This is a genomic window from Exiguobacterium sp. RIT452, assembly GCF_003598705.1.
GTDB classification, from domain to species: domain Bacteria; phylum Bacillota; class Bacilli; order Exiguobacteriales; family Exiguobacteriaceae; genus Exiguobacterium_A; species Exiguobacterium_A undae.
This window is the reverse complement of sequence record NZ_QXJB01000003.1, coordinates 158,971-174,953: the sequence shown is the minus strand read 5'-3', so window position 1 is coordinate 174,953 and position 15,983 is coordinate 158,971. Positions and strand designations below refer to the sequence as shown.

The following is a 15,983-nucleotide window of genomic DNA, read 5'->3' as shown; positions in this document are numbered from 1 at the left end:
GAGCGAACGAGATGGATAGTCTTTTTATCATCACCGCCATAATCGTCATTCTCGCACTTAGCTTTGATTTCATTAATGGTTTCCACGATACAGCGAACTCGATTGCGACTTCGGTGTCGACTCGTGCTTTGAAACCACGTCACGCAATCATTCTTGCGGCGACGATGAACTTTTTAGGTGCCATTACGTTTACTGGTGTAGCTAAAACAATTTCCGGCGATATCGTCGATCCTTCGACACTTGAACACGGAAGTTATGTCGTCATTGCCGCTTTACTTTCTGCCATCGCCTGGAACCTTTTGACGTGGTACTTCGGTATTCCGTCCAGTTCTTCGCACACGCTGATCGGTTCAATCGCCGGTGCTGCGATCGCCTCAGTCGGATTTGGCGGAATCGAAGCAAAAGGACTTTTGAAAATCGTCCAAGCCTTATTGATTTCACCAATTCTTGCGTTTACACTCGGTTTCATTGTCTATGCCATCTTTAAAGTAGTCTTCAAGAAGGGTAATCTGGCGAAGACGAATCGTCGTTTCCGTCATATGCAGATTGCGACAGCTGCCCTTCAATCGTATACGCACGGAACGAATGATGCCCAAAAAGCAATGGGGATCATCACGCTTGCTCTGATTTCTTCCGGTTACCAAACGGATCACGAAGTCGCGACATGGGTTAAGTTATCATGTGCGATCGCGATGGGTCTCGGTACATCGGTCGGTGGATGGCGGATCATTAAGACTGTCGGTGGACAGATCATGAAAATCCGTCCCGTCAACGGAGTTGCGGCTGACTTAACGTCTGCTGCCATCATCTTTGGTGCAACCGCGATTCACTTGCCGGTCTCGACGACACACGTCATTTCTTCTGCGATTCTTGGTGTCGGTACATCACACCGGAAAAAAGGAGTCAAATGGGGTACGGCACAACGGATGTTGATTACATGGGTCATCACACTCCCGATTTCAATGGCAGTGGCTGCTCTCATTTACTACATTCTTGATTTCCTTTTCATCCGATAATCCCGATTCCCCGTCTAGTTTGAATAGATGGGGAATTTTTGTCCCCGTTAAGCTCAGGGAGTTGTCGCTTCGCCTATAATTCGCTATGATTGATGGCAAGAAGAATCGCTTATTTTATTTAGGAGGAATTCCAAATGACAAAACGTAAAGCCTTAACAATCGCTGGTTCTGATACAAGTGGTGGTGCCGGTATTCAAGCTGACTTGAAGACGTTCCAGGAGCTTGAAGTCTACGGGATGAACGCGTTGACGGTCATCGTCGCACAAGACCCCGATCAATCTTGGCACCATGCGGTTTATCCAATCGATGCCGAACTCGTCCGGACACAAATCCACACGGTCCTTGGAGGAATTGGCGTTGACGCGATGAAGACGGGTATGCTCCCGACTGTCGAAATCATTGAAGTCGTTGCTGAAAAAATCAAGTCATCCGGCGTCAAAAACGTCGTCATCGATCCGGTCATGGTGTGTAAGGGTGAAGACGAAGTCCTCAATCCAGATACAGCTAACGCTTTACGTGATGTCCTGACACCGCTCGCTACGGTCGTGACACCAAACGTCTTTGAAGCGGGTCAATTGTCCGGTCTCGGAAAAACACCTTCGACAATCGATGAAATGAAACTGGCGGCTGCCCGGATTCATGAAAAAGGCGCACAATACGTACTCGTCAAGGGCGGCAGCAAGATTGACCACCCACGAGCAGTTGACGTGCTTTATGACGGAAAAGAGTTTATCCTAATTGAGGACGAGCGTATTGAGACACCGTACACGCATGGAGCAGGATGCACCTACTCCGCCGCCATCACGGCTGAACTCGCAAAAGGAGCTTCCGTGGAACAAGCGGTCCGGACTGCGAAATCGTTTATCACCTCTGCGATTCGTAATTCATTCCGTTTGAATGAATATGTCGGTCCGACTGACCACGCTGCTCACCGAACAGTAACGTCTTAATCGCTCAAGAAGTCCGCGCAACGATCGCGGACTTCTTTCTGTATAGGAAGGGGATACACCATGCAAGCACTTGATTTAACCGCTGTACAAGACTATATCGACAAGCATGCCAATACACCACTGTACGTTCACGTCGAGACGACGAACGGTGCGTATGCGACCCACCAGGATCCGACGTTCCACAGTGCCGGTATGTTTTTCCGCAACGCCGAGATTACGTATGAACGTGGACTGATTACAGGAAACGGTCCCTACCGGATCGGCTTGAAACTGGCACACGGCTGGTTGTACGGAGAAGGATTAACGGATTACGAGTTTGCCGGAGATCAGCTTTTGATTGCCGGTCATGACATCGAAGGGCGTCTTGCGATTGCCTTCGAACTCAGTCCGACCCCATTCGCGCAGGGCGCAGAGGAGGTAGAATGATGGCTTACAACGAACAAGATCATCTACTTGTCATCTTCCCTCACCCGGATGATGAAGCGTTCAGCTCAGCCGGAACGATCATTGAGCATGCTGAAAATCGGGGACCTGTTACGTATGCCTGTTTAACACTCGGAGAAATGGGACGCAACATGGGACGTCCTGTCTTTACGAACCGCGAACAGCTCGCGACGATCCGAAAACGCGAACTGATTGCGGCATCGGAAAAAATGAAGATTTCTGATTTACAAATGTGGGGACTCCGCGACAAGACGGTCGAATTTGAAGATGAAGCAATGCTTGCGGAACGGATCGGCCAATTGATTGAACAGACCCGACCAACACGGGTGATTTCATTTTATCCGGGTTACGCCGTCCACCCGGATCATGAAGCAACGGCACGTGCCGTCGTCCGGGCTCTTCGCGCAATCGAAAAAACCGAGCGTCCAGAATTTTTAGCGGTCGCCTTCGCCAACAATACGCGCGATGAACTCGGTGAAGGGACATTTATCCATGACGTCAGTGCCTACACAGAGCAAAAAATCGAAGCCCTGCAGGCACACGCCTCACAAACCGGCGGATTGATGAAAGTCATCTCAGAAGACTCGAACATCCGCGACCTACTGGTAAAAGAACGGTATTACCATTATCCGCTTTAATTCCTCCACCCTCGAACGCTTTTAGTTCGAGGGTGTTTTTTGTCTGACAAATTCTTGGATTAGCAGTCGACTTTTGGAACACCTTCTGCTAGTGTCAATAGTTGAGACTGTGTCTCCGGAGTTCGTAACCTCCTCCGTCACAAAAACTAGGAATGGAAGTGTACATTATGAAAAATGAACGTGCTCTTGTCGTCTTCAGTGGCGGTCAAGATTCGACGACCTGCCTGTTTCAGGCACTCGCCGATTATTCGCAGGTTGAAGTCGTTACCTTCAACTATGGACAGCGTCATGCCGCAGAACTTGACGTTGCCCGCACGATTGCATCCGAACTCGGTGTGAAACACCATGAGCTCGACCTCTCGCTCCTCAGTCAATTAACAAGTAATTCGTTGACTGACCACTCACAATCGATCACGACGAATGAAGACGGATTGCCCTCTACGTTTGTAGACGGCCGGAATCATTTGTTCCTGTCTTTCGCAGCCGTCCTTGCCAAAGGACGCGGAATTCGCCATATCATCACCGGTGTTTGCGAAACGGACTTTTCCGGTTATCCCGACTGTCGTGATTCCTTCATCAAGTCACTGAACGTGACCCTTAACCTCGCGATGGATTATCCATTCGTGATTCATACTCCGCTCATGTGGCTCGACAAAAAAGAGACATGGGCATTAGCTGATTCACTTGGCGCATTTGATTTTGTCCGCGAGCGGACATTGACGTGTTACAACGGAATCATCGGAGACGGCTGCGGCGATTGCCCGGCATGTGAATTACGGAAAAAAGGCTTAGATGCCTACATCGAGGAGGTCCAACATACATGAAATTCAATTATGAAGCACCCGAAACAGTCGAGCGTCCGACGGGCGACTCGCTTATTTATACAAAATCACGTGTCATGATCGTCAAAAAATTGACGTTTGATGCGGCGCACCATCTGTATGACTACGACGGCAAATGCCGTGCTTTACACGGTCATACGTACCATGTCGATCTTGGAATCAGCGGATTTCTCGATCATCGCGGGATGACACTCGACTTTGGTGATTTGAAAAAGATTTTTAAAGAACACCTTGAACCGTTGCTCGATCACCGTTATTTGAACGAATCGCTTCCTTACATGAACACAACGGCTGAAAATATGTCGGCCTGGATTTTTGAGACGCTCGGAAAACATTTGCCGGACGAACGCGGTTTGCGTGTCGAGTTCGTCAAACTGTACGAAACACCAACTGCTTTTGCGGAAGTCCGTCGGGAATGGATGCTTGAGTCATGAGTCAACTGAAAAAAACACCAAAGATTCCTGTACTCGAAATCTTTGGTCCAACCTTTCAGGGAGAAGGACGATCAATCGGTCAAAAAACGATGTTCGTCCGGACCGGCGGGTGTGATTACTCTTGTGCCTGGTGCGACTCAGCCTTTACATGGGACGGATCAGAGAAACCGGATTTGATGACAGCAGAAGACATCCTCACGCAGCTGGATGCTCTTGGTTCCTACGGTCATGTCACGATTTCCGGTGGTAATCCGTTACTGCACGCGTCCATCGGGACACTTGTTGATGCCTTGAAGAGCCGCGGCATTACGATGTCGGTCGAAACACAAGGTTCCTACTGGCAAAACTGGATCCTCGATATTGAAGACGTCACGATCAGCCCCAAACCACCGTCGAGCGGTATGACCGTTGATTATGACCGTCTCGATGTATTTTTCAAACGGTTACCCGAGCAGCAACGGGCCGTCAAAATCGTTATTTTTGATGAGGCAGACCTTGATTTTGCCGCTGCCGTTTCCGATCGCTATGCCTTGAAGACCCTTTATTTATCGCTCGGTAATCCCGATCCCGCGGAAGAAGGTACGATTGCCCCGCGGATGTTGTCCGATTTAAAAACTTTATGGGAACGCGTTGCAGGTGATGCACGATTTAATCATGCACGGGTTCTCCCACAACTACATGCCCTCGTTTTTGCGAACGATCGCGGCGTCTAAGGAGATTAATTATGCGTCCAGAAGATTTAAACGACTTGTCTTTACTTGGTCAAAAGTCCGTCCCTTACATTTTTGAATACCAACCGGAAGTGCTTGAAGCCTTCCCGAACCGTCATCCGGAAAACGATTACTTCGTTAAATTCAACGCACCGGAATTCACAAGCCTTTGCCCGATTACGAATCAGCCGGATTTCGCGACCATCTATATCTCGTATATTCCGGACGAGAAATTGGTGGAGTCGAAATCATTAAAACTCTACTTGTTCAGCTTCCGTAACCACGGTGATTTCCACGAAAACTGCATCAACGTCATCGGGAAAGATCTCGTCAAATTGATGGAACCCCGTTACCTCGAAGTCTGGGGCAAGTTCACGCCACGCGGCGGAATTTCGATCGATCCATACTACAACTATGGTAAACCGGGAACGAAATATGAACAGATGGCCGAACACCGTCTCTTCAATCACGATCTCTACCCTGAAACGATCGACAATCGTTAAGACTCGAAAAAGCCTCCATTGCCTTAGGCAGTGGAGGCTTTTTTAAACCGGTCAACTGGACGGTAAATCAATGATTTTTGCTCCTTCTTCGTGAAGCCGGATTATTTGAGCCGGCCAGATATGCCGCAATAAATGGTCATACGGGACGTTAAGTGTTTTTGCCAAACGTTCAATCATCGAAAATGACGGGTGTGCGATACTCTGCTCAATTCGTTCCATCATTTCCGGTGTCGTCTCTGTCAGTTCAGCCAATTGCTCCAAGTTAATCTCTTGCCGCTCACGTAATGTACGAATCCGCTGCCCGTAATTTTCGAGAGGACTTATCGTTTCACTCATAATGTAATCTCCTTTTCTAAGCAAACCACACTCCGCTTTTGTTCCTGTTAACTTATTCCCGAATTTTCTTTTTCAACACCCCTTCCCTTCATGATATTCAGGATATGAAATATAATTTTAAAAAAATCATAAAAAAAGACTAGCTTTTTAAAAAGTTATCGCTTACAATTTTAAATGCAAACGGTTGCATTAATCGCTTACATTATTGCACTAAACAGACAGATAAAAGAGACATAGAGGAGTGAGACCACATGAAAAACAAGATTTCATTTGATTTCTGGCAAAAGCTAGGTAAAGCGTTAATGGTAGTCATCGCAGTCATGCCAGCAGCCGGAATCATGATCTCGATCGGCAAGCTGATCGGAATGTACGGCGGCGATCTCGCCCTAATGCAAACGATTGCAAGAATCGTTGAAGATTTAGGGTGGGCCATCATTACTAACCTGCACGTCTTATTCGCGGTCGCGATCGGTGGATCGTGGGCGAAAGAACGGGCCGGCGGAGCATTCGCTGCCTTGCTTGCCTTTATTTTAGTCAACCGTGTCACAGGCGCCATCTTCGGTGTTAACTCAACTATGCTCGCGGACCCAAAAGCAACCGTCACTTCGTTGTTAGGTTCGGACTTAGTCGTGAAAGATTATTTCACTTCCGTTCTCGGTGCTCCTGCCCTGAACATGGGTGTTTTCGTTGGTATCATTTCCGGTTTCCTTGGAGCCGTACTGTTTAATAAATTTTATAACTTCAGCAAATTACCAGATGCATTAGCTTTCTTTAACGGAAAACGGTTTGTCCCGTTCGTCGTCATCGGTGGATCGGTTGTCGCCGCATTCGTCTTGTCACTCGTTTGGCCGTTCGTTCAAGGATTATTGAATGACTTCGGACGCTGGATTGCAACATCGCGTGATACAGCACCGATTCTTGCACCATTCGTCTACGGAACACTCGAGCGCCTTCTCCTGCCGTTTGGTCTTCACCATATGTTGACGGTTCCAATGAACTATACGGAACTCGGCGGAACGTATAAAATTCTCACCGGTGCAGCACAAGGTTCAGTCGTTGCCGGTCAAGATCCACTCTGGTTGGCTTGGATCACCGATCTCGTCAACTTAAAACAAGCCGGCAATACACAGGGCTACAATGATTTGATCAACAGCGTTGTTCCAGCACGTTTCAAAGAAGGACAAGTCGTCACATCACTTGCTTCTTTAATCGGTGTCGCCGTTGCGATGTATATGTCGGTTGATGAAGACAAAAAGAAAGCTTACAAACCTGTTTTCTTATCTGCTGGTCTTGCGGTCTTCTTGACAGGTGTTACAGAGCCGATCGAGTTCATGTTCATGTTCATCGCACCTGTTCTTTACGTCGTTTATGCCGTCTTGACGGGTGTCGCGTTTGCGCTTGCAGACGTGATGGATTTACGGATTCATGCGTTCGGGGCCATCGAGTTGCTGACGCGTATTCCACTGATCGCCAAAGCAGGACTTCTCGGTGACTTGATTCGCTTCATCGGTGTCTGTATCTTCTTCTTCTTCTTGAACTTCTTTACGTTCCGTTTCGTTATTAAAAAGTTCAACTATGCTACACCAGGCCGGAACGGAAACTACCTCGATGACGTAGTGGTAGCTGACGGTGCCGCAGCGACTTCAGAAGCGGCTGCAACTTCCGATCAGTCACAAGCTTCGCAAATCATCGGTTTACTTGGTGGTCCGGCGAACATTGAGGAAGTCGATGCCTGCATGACACGTTTACGCGTCACGGTCAAAGATCCAAACCTGGTCGCACCTGAGTCTGATTGGAAGTCAAACGGTGCACTTGGTCTTATCCTAAAAAATAATGGCGTGCAAGCCATTTACGGTCCAAAAGCGGATGTCCTGAAATCGGATATCCAGGATCGAATCGGCGCATAAACCAAATGAATTAGGGTAAATAAGAAAAGGTGAAGCTCATCATGAGTTTCACCTTTCTTTATTGAAAATCAGGAGGAACAGCAGATGCGACTACTTACGTTAAATTGCCACTCTTGGCAGGAAGAACAACAACTTGATAAATTAAATCAAATCGTCACGCACATCATCCAGCAGGATTATGATGTGATCGCTTTACAGGAAGTGAGTCAGCTGATGGATACACCGATCCTCTATGACAATATCCGTGAAGATAATTTTGTCTACTTGATTCAACAGGCATTGCGTAAACAAGGTCTCGACTATTCGTTCGTCTGGGATTTTTCGCATATCGGATATGATGCTTACGAAGAAGGTCTTGCCCTCTTGACCAAACACCCGATCATCAAATCTGATTCCTATTACATCAGCCGGAGTCAGGATACGATGGACTGGAAATCCCGGAAAATCGTCCGGGCGACGATTGATGTCAATGGAACACACATCACGTTCAACTCCTGTCATCTCGGATGGTGGGAAGATGCGGAGGAACCGTTCAGTGAACAGTTTAATCACTTGATTGCACGGATGGATCCCCTCGAATGGACACTGTTCCTCGGCGACTTCAACAATGATGCCTTAGAACGCGGGACGGGTTATGACTACATGGTCCAACGCGGACTGCACGATGTCTTTTTGTTGGCACAGCAAACCGTTGGTGTCGAGACGGTTGAAGGAAAAATTGACGGTTGGGAAGAAAATCAACACGGCTTGCGGCTCGACCTTGTCTTATCGAACCGAAAAATTGATGTCGATCGTGTTGGTGTCGTGTTTGACGGTGTCCTGGCACCGGTCGTCTCCGATCACTTTGGCGTCGAGGTGGATATTTCCATTCAAAAAGAACCGATTTAACTGTTGACAACGCTTTCTTTTCTCATTATGATGAGGGCAACAAGTAAATAGTGCGGATTGTGACAGTACGGCTGGCAAGACCGATTCAACACCTCGTTCGTGAAGGTGTTGTTCGGTCTTGCCTTTTTTTGTGGCCTGTTGCCATCGCACGCCTTTCCTAAAGGAGGAACTCAACATGGATTACAAGCAAACTGCAGCACGTGTCCTTGAACTGGTTGGTGGTCGAGAAAACATCATCACAGCCGCCCATTGTGCGACGCGCCTGCGTCTCGTTTTACACGATGAATCCAAAGTCGATCAAGCGGCACTCGAAGATTTGGATGGTGTCAGCGGGGCATTCTCAAGTTCTGGTCAGTACCAAATTATCTTCGGAACGGGAACGGTTAACAAAGTTTTTGCTGAATTTGCACCACTCGCGGGTGTGAAGCTCGATGGAGAAGAACCGCTTGATGTAAAAAAAGCAGCTTCTCAAAAACTGAATCCCTTTGCCCGTCTCGCACGTTCCCTGTCCAACGTCTTCGTTCCGCTGATCCCGGCAATCGTTGCAGCCGGTTTGTTGATGGGGCTGCTCGGTATGATCAAAGCGTTCGGTTGGGTCAGCGGTGACTCGGCAATCGTTCAATTGTTGGATATGTTCTCGTCTTCTGCCTTCATCATCTTACCGATCTTGATCGGTTTCTCAGCAGCACGCGAGTTCGGCGCCAATCCGTACCTCGGTGCCGTCATCGGTGGAATCATGACGCACCCGTCGTTGCTGAACCCGTGGACACTCGGAAACAGTGAACCGGAAGTGATGAACTTCCTTGGGATGAACATTGAATTGATTGGATATCAAGGAACGGTTTTCCCTGTTCTCCTGACAGTTTGGGTCATGGCCAAAATTGAACAACAAGTGCGCAAACGGACACCGGAAACACTGGATCTGCTCGTCACACCATTCGTCACGATTCTTGTGACAGGTTTTCTTGCCCTCATCGTCATCGGTCCAATCGGAACGTTGCTCGGAAAAGGGATTTCATTCATTCTTGTCTTCTTCTACGAACAGTTCTCCGTCGTTGCCGGACTATTGTTTGGTGGTCTGTACTCAACGATCGTCATTACGGGGATGCACCACAGTTTCCACGCGATTGAAGCCGGCTTGCTGGCAGATAAGAGCATCGGTAAAAACTTCCTCCTCCCGATCTGGTCGATGGCCAACGTCGCGCAAGGTGGAGCCGGACTTGCCGTTTACTTCATGACGAAAAACGTCAAACTGAAAGCACTGGCGCTCCCTTCTGCGTTTTCTGCTTTCCTCGGTATCACAGAACCCGTCATCTACGGTGTAAACCTGCGACTCGGTAAACCATTTATCGGCGGCGCCATCGGTGGTGCCATTGGCGGTGGTTACGTCGTCTTGACACAAGTCGCGGCAAACGCCTATGGATTGACCGGCATTCCGATGATCGCAATCGTCGCTCCACTCGGTGCCTCGAACTTAATCAACTATCTGGTTGGTTTTGCGATTGCCGTAGCGACTGCTTTCGTCGCCACTGTCATCCTGATGCGTCTTGACGCACGGAAACAAAAACAGACAGATTTGGCTGCTTAACTAAACGATGCGACCCCTTGAGAATCCTCTTCGGGTCGCATTTGTCAGTTTTCTTAGTTGAAGGATTAGCCGTATAATATAAATAGAAAGGAGGTAGTCAGACTGATCATCTATAAGGTACTCAACAACAATGCGATTGTTACAAAAGAAAACGGTCAAGAACGAATCATCATGGGACCAGGCATTGCTTTCGGTAAAAAAAAGAAGGATCCCGTCGATCCGTCCAAAATCGAAAAAATGTTTATTCCGTCTTTTGAAAATGCAGAACAGTTCAAGGAAATCTTGACGACGACACCACTTGATATCATCGACTTGTCGGAGCAGATCATTTCCTACGCAGAGGGAGAACTGAAAACACCTTTTCATGACTACATTCACGTCAGTCTGACTGATCACCTCGCCCACGCCGTCCGGCTCGCCCGGGAAGAATTAGTCGTTCACAATCGATTGGCGGAAGAAATCCGATTGCTCTATACCGCAGAGTATCAGATCGGAGAATGGTCCGTAGCCCACATCGAAAAGAAATTGGCTGTTTCTTTACCGAAAGAAGAGGCTGCGAACATTGCACTCCACTTGTACAATGCCCGTCAGCAGCATCCGAATATGGCCACAGCCCTGCAAACGGCTACTTTATTAAATGAATTACGTGAGCAAATTGAAGCCTTTTTTGGGCAGACGATTGAAACAACATCGATGACCTATTATCGATTCTTCACTCATATGAAACTGGTTTTGGCCCGGATTGAACAGGGGCAAACGTTACACGATATGGACGATGTGATCTTGTCTGCCGTCCAAACGCGTTATACCGACGCCTTCCGTTGTGCCGAAAACATGGCGGCTTGGCTCGAACAGGAATTACAGACGACGGTCCCGATTTCGGAAGTCGGCTATATGGCCCTTCACGTCGAACGGATTCGTCCTGATTTTGAAAGGAGCAAATCGTATGAGAATTTATAGTCTTGGAGAAGCATTAATTGATTTGATTCCACTGGATACAGACAACCTGACCTTTCAAAAAAATCCGGGTGGTGCCCCGGCAAACGTTGCGGTCGGTTTAGCACGACTCGGTGCAGACAGTTACTTTTTAGGTTCTGTCGGTGACGATTCGATGGGCCATTTCCTCAAAGATACGCTGCATCATTACGGTGTCAAAACGGACCATCTTGTCTTTGATCCGGAGCATAAAACAGGTCTTGTTCTCGTCACGAACTCGGCCGATGGTGAACGCTCATTTGAATTCATCAACAGTTACCGCGCCGATATGAGTTTTCATGAAAAAGACATTCCCACCTCACTCGCAGATGCCGATCTTTTGCATATCGGATCGATTTCATTGATTTCCGGAGACTCGGTCGAGGCGACACGTCGCGCCATCGAGATTGCGAAAGAACATGCTGTACCGATTTCCTACGATCCGAACTTACGCGAATCTTTGTGGTCTGATTTAGAGGCGGCCCGTTCAACGATTCGTTCCGTTTTACCGGATGCGCAGATCGTTAAGCTGGCCGAAGAAGAGCTGACCTTTTTGACGGGACAGACGAATCTCGACGAAGGCGCGGCCGAACTGTTGGCCGAATATCCGATTCGCCTACTCGCTGTGACACGCGGGGCTGAAGGTTCTCTTCTTTACTCGGACCGCTCCATGGCAGAAATCAAGGCGATTTCCGTCGATGCCGTCGATACGACAGGAGCCGGAGACGCATTCATGTCAGGACTTCTGCATCAGTGTGCCATCCGCTCGTTTTCGTTTGACTGGGGTGAAGAGGAATTACGGGACATCGGTCGGTTCGCCGCGATTTCCGGTGGACTGGCGGCATCCGTCAAAGGCGCCATGGCTGCCTTGCCAACGCTTGACGAAGTGTCACGACGATTAAATTAACCCTGCCGTGACACAGGCAACTTTCCCACATCACACAACAAGGGTGGCAGAATTATAATCTGCCACCCTTGTTTGTATTGCTTCACTTTTTACTGACCCTTTAGAAACGCCTCAATGACCGTCAACGTTTCATCCTGCTGTTCTTTTGCGCTCAACGGACTTGAATTGTCGCCCTTCTGTTTTCCATACATCCCGAAGTTAGCATGATTTCCGTCCTTAATCAAATGGAATGTCGCATCAGACCGAACGTCCTCTTTACTTGCTTCAATATCCTTTACCGGCAGGACGCCGTCACGACCACCGTACACCGTCAATGAAGTCGTATCAATGGCGTCGATCGGATAGGAGGCGAGGAAAATGATGCCTTTGATTTTTGGACTATCGTCTAAAATCGTCGATGCTGCGCTCCCTCCCAGTGAGTGACCGATCAGGTACCACCGTTTGACATCCGGATGATCGTCTATGATTGATAATCCTTCATTGGCGTTGAGTAAAGCGATGTTAAACGGCAATTTCGGAATCATGACGAAATGTCCCTTCTCCGCGAGTTGTTGCCCGATATAACTGTACGCCGCAGGGTCTACTTTGGCACCTTGATAAAAAATAAAGCCGGTTTCGCTCTTCGGATCCCCAAACTGATACCCTTGTCCGACCTTTTCTCCGAGATACGTTTTAGCTTCCGCGGTCGGTCCATAATCGAACTGTGCCCACACCATAAACACGACGATGATGATGGCTAGAAGACTTGCGAGACCAATTCCGATTCGTTTGATCCATTTCTTCATCTTCATCTCTCCCCTCTCTTTCTTCTACCCCTTACAATGTGATACATCACATATGAAAATTAAGTTTTGAATTTTCAGTTAATGTAAGCGTATCTATCTCTTTTTCAATATTTGGTTTAAGATAAAAAAAGTATCGGTTATTCGAAAGGGGAATCATTTGTTTTGCCACGTACTGTTGTATCTACGATTCAGTGGTTTTTATTTATCATTTGTACGAACATTGCCCCGCCGCTCGCGATTGCTGCCTCATTTGAATTATCAAGTGCGGATACCCTCGCTTTCCTCTCACGTTGTTTATTCGTTTTTGCGATTTTAAGTCTGATTCAAGTTTTATTTGGTCACCGTCTGCCGATCATGGAAGGTCCTGCCGGAATCTGGTGGGGTGTATTCGCCCTCTACTCGTCGATCGGCATCACATTATACGGCAGTTATTCCACGACACTGCAGTCACTTGGGTTCCTCCTGATCCTCAGCGGCATCATCTGTATCATTCTTACCCTGACCGGTGTCCTGCGTCGACTCGTTCCGCTGTTCACACCACAGGTCATCGGTGTGTACATGCTACTGTTGTCTGCTCAATTATCAGGGTCTGTCATGAAAGGGTTGCTCAACATCGAAGACGGCAAGATTCAAGTCCTCCCTGCCATCATCTCCATCTTGACCGTCATCGTCTCGCTTTATCTCGAACGCAGTGACCGATTGCGGCAATATGCGTTATTGATTACCTTACTCGTCGGCTGGAGTATGTTTGCCTTAATCGGACGCGCCGAAATGCCGACGTTTGATGGTCCGTTCTTTACCTTCCCTGATTTGATGCCGTTTGGCGGCATTCATCTCGACTGGAGTCTCCTTCCGACCGCATTGATCATCTCATTGTTACTGATGACAAACGTTCTGGCGAACATCAAAGTCATTGAACGCATCATCAGTGCGAAACGCGGAGAGAAGGTCAAAGGACAAGTCGCGACTGCCGGCGTTACGGCCGGAATCGGGCAAATTTTCGCCGGAATGTTCGGAACGGTCGGTCCGGTCGCGATTTCCGGAACAGCCGGTTTTATCGCTTCAACGGATAATACGGACCGTCGAGCCTTTGCGGTCGCTAATATCATTTGTTTGTTCCTCAGCATCGTCACGCCGTTCGTCGGACTGATTGCAAAAATTCCCGTTGCTGTCGGGTATGCGATGGTCGCCCCGATTGTGGCCGGTATGGCGATCATCGGTGTCACCGAAGCGTCTAGGGAACTGAATCGACAGACGGCGATGATTACGGTCGGACTTCCGTTACTCGTCGGGATCGGCTCGTTGCTCTTGCCGAAAGGTGCGACGGCTGACTTGCCGCCACTCGTCACGACGCTGATCTCAAACGGTCTTGTGCTCGGAACACTTGTCGCACTACTCGCTGAATCGCTGCGTCATATTCGGACAAATGATTAAACAAACGCCCTGAGGAAAATTTCCTCAGGGCGTTTGTTATGCGCTCCGGTACTTAGCGGACACCGCGCATGTATTTTTGAAGTCGTGGTGCAAAGATGAATAAAATGACACCAAAGACGATGGCGACGAATCCTGTGATTCCGAAGTACAAAATCTCAGTATCGGCTGTATAGTATTTAACGATTTGTGCGTTGACTGCTTGACCTGTCGCATTCGTCAAGAACCATAAACTCATCGTCTGTGCCGAGAAGGCAGCAGGCGCCAGTTTAGTTGTTGCCGATAATCCGACCGGTGACAAGAACAGCTCCCCGATCACGACGAGGAAGAAGCTCAAGGCGAGCCAAAGCGGACTTACCGTCGTCTCTGTTCCGAACAAGAGGCCCGGTAACGTCATGACGATAAACGATAATCCGGCAAATGTCAGACCAAACGAGAACTTTTGCATCGTTGTCGGTTGACGATCACCAAGCTTCACCCAGAAGCTGGCAAAGACAGGTGCCAACACGATGATGAAGAGTGGGTTCAGCGATTGGAAAAAGGCCGGTTCCAGTTTAAATCCAAGGAACGACAGGTTGGTCCGTTCGTCTGCAAAAATCGAGAGTACGTATGAACCTTGTTCCTGAATGGCCCAAAAGATTGCCGCTGCGATGAACAACGGGATATACGCGATCAAACGTGAACGTTCATCCCCCGTGATTTTCGGACTCCGTAACATGACGGTGAAGTAAGCGATTGGGATCAAAATCCCTAAAATCGTAACCATCAATGTAAATCGACTGATTGTCAGCAGACCAGTTGTTGCTGCAATCGTTCCTAAAATCGCAATCAAGACGACGACGACGGTCGCAATTGTGAAGAAACGTTTCCGTTCACTTCCGACCAGTGGATTCAAGACGTACGTTCCCGCTTGTCCCAGATTCTTTTTCTTCGTCAAGACGAAGACGACAAGACCCACGAACATACCGATTGCCGCCAGTGCAAAACCAGCATGGTAGCCGGAAGTATCCGATACTTTACCAACGACGAGCGGTGCAAGGAACGCTCCGGCGTTGATTCCCATATAGAAGATACTGAAACCCGCATCACGGCGGTTATCGGTCTTACTGTACAGGTCACCGACGATGTTCGAAACGTTTGGTTTCAAGAACCCTGTTCCGATGACGATGAGTCCCATCGAGATGAACAACGCTGTAATCCCTGCCGGCAATGCCAACACGATATGCCCCAGCATGATGAGAATCCCACCATAAAAGACGGTTCGTGAGGTGCCTAACAGACGGTCAGCGACCCATCCTCCGATGATCCCTGACATATAAACAAGTGATCCGTAAACTGCCATGATGGACGCTGCCGTCGTTTTATCGATGCCAAGACCACCATTTGCGACTGAATCGTACATATAGAAGATGAGGATGGCACGCATTCCATAGTAGGAAAAACGTTCCCAAAACTCGGTGAAGAACAGGGTGAACAACCCTTTCGGATTCCCGAAGAATCCTTTTTGCGGAACAGTCTTATAGACCTGATCGCGATCAAACTCTGCCATATGATCGGCTCCTTTCGTCTACCTTCAATATGTGCACATTGTTCAATCTTTTTCCCGCTTTCCCCAAACGATAAGCGTGA

17 protein-coding genes are annotated in these 15,983 nt (G+C 48.4%); 14 read left to right on the top strand and 3 right to left on the bottom strand.

Annotation, left to right across the window (positions count from 1 at the left end):
* The first annotated feature begins 11 nt into the window (after positions 1-11).
* From D3D03_RS09840 to queF, 8 genes are all read left to right on the top strand, one after another.
* Positions 12-1,016: an inorganic phosphate transporter gene (locus D3D03_RS09840; protein ID WP_026831719.1), complete on the top strand. Its 1,005-nt coding sequence runs from the start codon at positions 12-14 to the stop codon at positions 1,014-1,016.
* A gap of 134 nt (positions 1,017-1,150) precedes the next feature.
* Positions 1,151-1,966, top strand: coding sequence for a bifunctional hydroxymethylpyrimidine kinase/phosphomethylpyrimidine kinase (locus D3D03_RS09835; protein ID WP_026831718.1), 816 nt, complete (start codon positions 1,151-1,153; stop codon positions 1,964-1,966).
* Between the two features lie 60 nt (positions 1,967-2,026).
* On the top strand, positions 2,027-2,392 hold the full coding sequence (locus D3D03_RS09830; RefSeq protein WP_026831717.1) for a YojF family protein: 366 nt from the start codon (positions 2,027-2,029) through the stop codon (positions 2,390-2,392).
* On the top strand, positions 2,392-3,048 hold the full coding sequence (bshB2, locus tag D3D03_RS09825) for a bacillithiol biosynthesis deacetylase BshB2 (RefSeq protein ID WP_233550682.1): 657 nt from the start codon (positions 2,392-2,394) through the stop codon (positions 3,046-3,048). The genes D3D03_RS09830 and bshB2 overlap by 1 nt, the downstream gene beginning before the upstream one ends.
* Before the next feature lie 167 nt (positions 3,049-3,215).
* Positions 3,216-3,872, top strand: coding sequence for a 7-cyano-7-deazaguanine synthase QueC (gene queC, locus D3D03_RS09820; protein WP_026831715.1), 657 nt, complete (start codon positions 3,216-3,218; stop codon positions 3,870-3,872).
* Positions 3,869-4,324 (top strand): 6-carboxytetrahydropterin synthase QueD, encoded by a 456-nt coding sequence (gene queD / locus D3D03_RS09815; RefSeq protein ID WP_012371768.1) that lies wholly within the window; start codon positions 3,869-3,871, stop codon positions 4,322-4,324. Before queC ends, queD begins: the two co-directional genes overlap by 4 nt.
* Positions 4,321-5,037, top strand: a complete 717-nt coding sequence (gene queE, locus D3D03_RS09810; RefSeq protein ID WP_119923464.1) for a 7-carboxy-7-deazaguanine synthase QueE — start codon at positions 4,321-4,323, stop codon at positions 5,035-5,037. The genes queD and queE overlap by 4 nt, the downstream gene beginning before the upstream one ends.
* Positions 5,038-5,048: 11 nt before the next feature.
* The gene (gene queF / locus D3D03_RS09805) at positions 5,049-5,537 is read left to right on the top strand and encodes a preQ(1) synthase (protein WP_012371770.1); all 489 of its coding nucleotides are present in this window, start codon (positions 5,049-5,051) and stop codon (positions 5,535-5,537) included.
* 51 nt (positions 5,538-5,588) lie between these two features.
* Here queF and D3D03_RS09800 read toward each other — a convergent pair whose 3' ends face one another.
* Complete coding sequence (locus tag D3D03_RS09800) at positions 5,589-5,873, bottom strand: helix-turn-helix domain-containing protein (protein ID WP_119923463.1); 285 nt, start codon at positions 5,871-5,873, stop codon at positions 5,589-5,591.
* A 251-nt stretch (positions 5,874-6,124) separates the two neighbouring features.
* On the opposite strand from D3D03_RS09800, the gene D3D03_RS09795 reads away from it, so the two are divergent.
* From D3D03_RS09795 to D3D03_RS09775, 5 genes are all read left to right on the top strand, one after another.
* Positions 6,125-7,780, top strand: coding sequence for a PTS transporter subunit IIBC (locus D3D03_RS09795; RefSeq protein ID WP_026831711.1), 1,656 nt, complete (start codon positions 6,125-6,127; stop codon positions 7,778-7,780).
* 84 nt (positions 7,781-7,864) lie between these two features.
* Positions 7,865-8,668 (top strand): endonuclease/exonuclease/phosphatase family protein, encoded by an 804-nt coding sequence (locus D3D03_RS09790; RefSeq protein WP_119923462.1) that lies wholly within the window; start codon positions 7,865-7,867, stop codon positions 8,666-8,668.
* Positions 8,669-8,843: 175 nt separating this feature from the next.
* Complete coding sequence (locus D3D03_RS09785; RefSeq protein WP_026831709.1) at positions 8,844-10,256, top strand: sucrose-specific PTS transporter subunit IIBC; 1,413 nt, start codon at positions 8,844-8,846, stop codon at positions 10,254-10,256.
* A 78-nt stretch (positions 10,257-10,334) separates the two neighbouring features.
* Positions 10,335-11,216, top strand: coding sequence for a PRD domain-containing protein (locus D3D03_RS09780; RefSeq protein ID WP_081775987.1), 882 nt, complete (start codon positions 10,335-10,337; stop codon positions 11,214-11,216).
* Complete coding sequence (locus D3D03_RS09775) at positions 11,203-12,138, top strand: carbohydrate kinase family protein (RefSeq protein WP_026831707.1); 936 nt, start codon at positions 11,203-11,205, stop codon at positions 12,136-12,138. The genes D3D03_RS09780 and D3D03_RS09775 overlap by 14 nt, the downstream gene beginning before the upstream one ends.
* 89 nt (positions 12,139-12,227) lie before the next feature.
* Here D3D03_RS09775 and D3D03_RS09770 read toward each other — a convergent pair whose 3' ends face one another.
* A complete protein-coding gene (locus D3D03_RS09770; protein ID WP_119923461.1) occupies positions 12,228-12,923 on the bottom strand; it encodes an alpha/beta hydrolase in 696 nt (231 codons plus the stop codon).
* A gap of 162 nt (positions 12,924-13,085) precedes the next feature.
* On the opposite strand from D3D03_RS09770, the gene D3D03_RS09765 reads away from it, so the two are divergent.
* Positions 13,086-14,357 carry a purine/pyrimidine permease gene (locus tag D3D03_RS09765; RefSeq protein WP_026831705.1) on the top strand — a complete coding sequence of 424 codons (1,272 nt, stop codon included), beginning with the start codon at positions 13,086-13,088 and terminating at the stop codon, positions 14,355-14,357.
* A 52-nt stretch (positions 14,358-14,409) separates the two neighbouring features.
* On the opposite strand, the gene D3D03_RS09760 is transcribed toward D3D03_RS09765, so the two are convergent.
* Positions 14,410-15,903, bottom strand: a complete 1,494-nt coding sequence (locus D3D03_RS09760; RefSeq protein ID WP_026831704.1) for a peptide MFS transporter — start codon at positions 15,901-15,903, stop codon at positions 14,410-14,412.
* Positions 15,904-15,983: the final 80 nt, after the last annotated feature.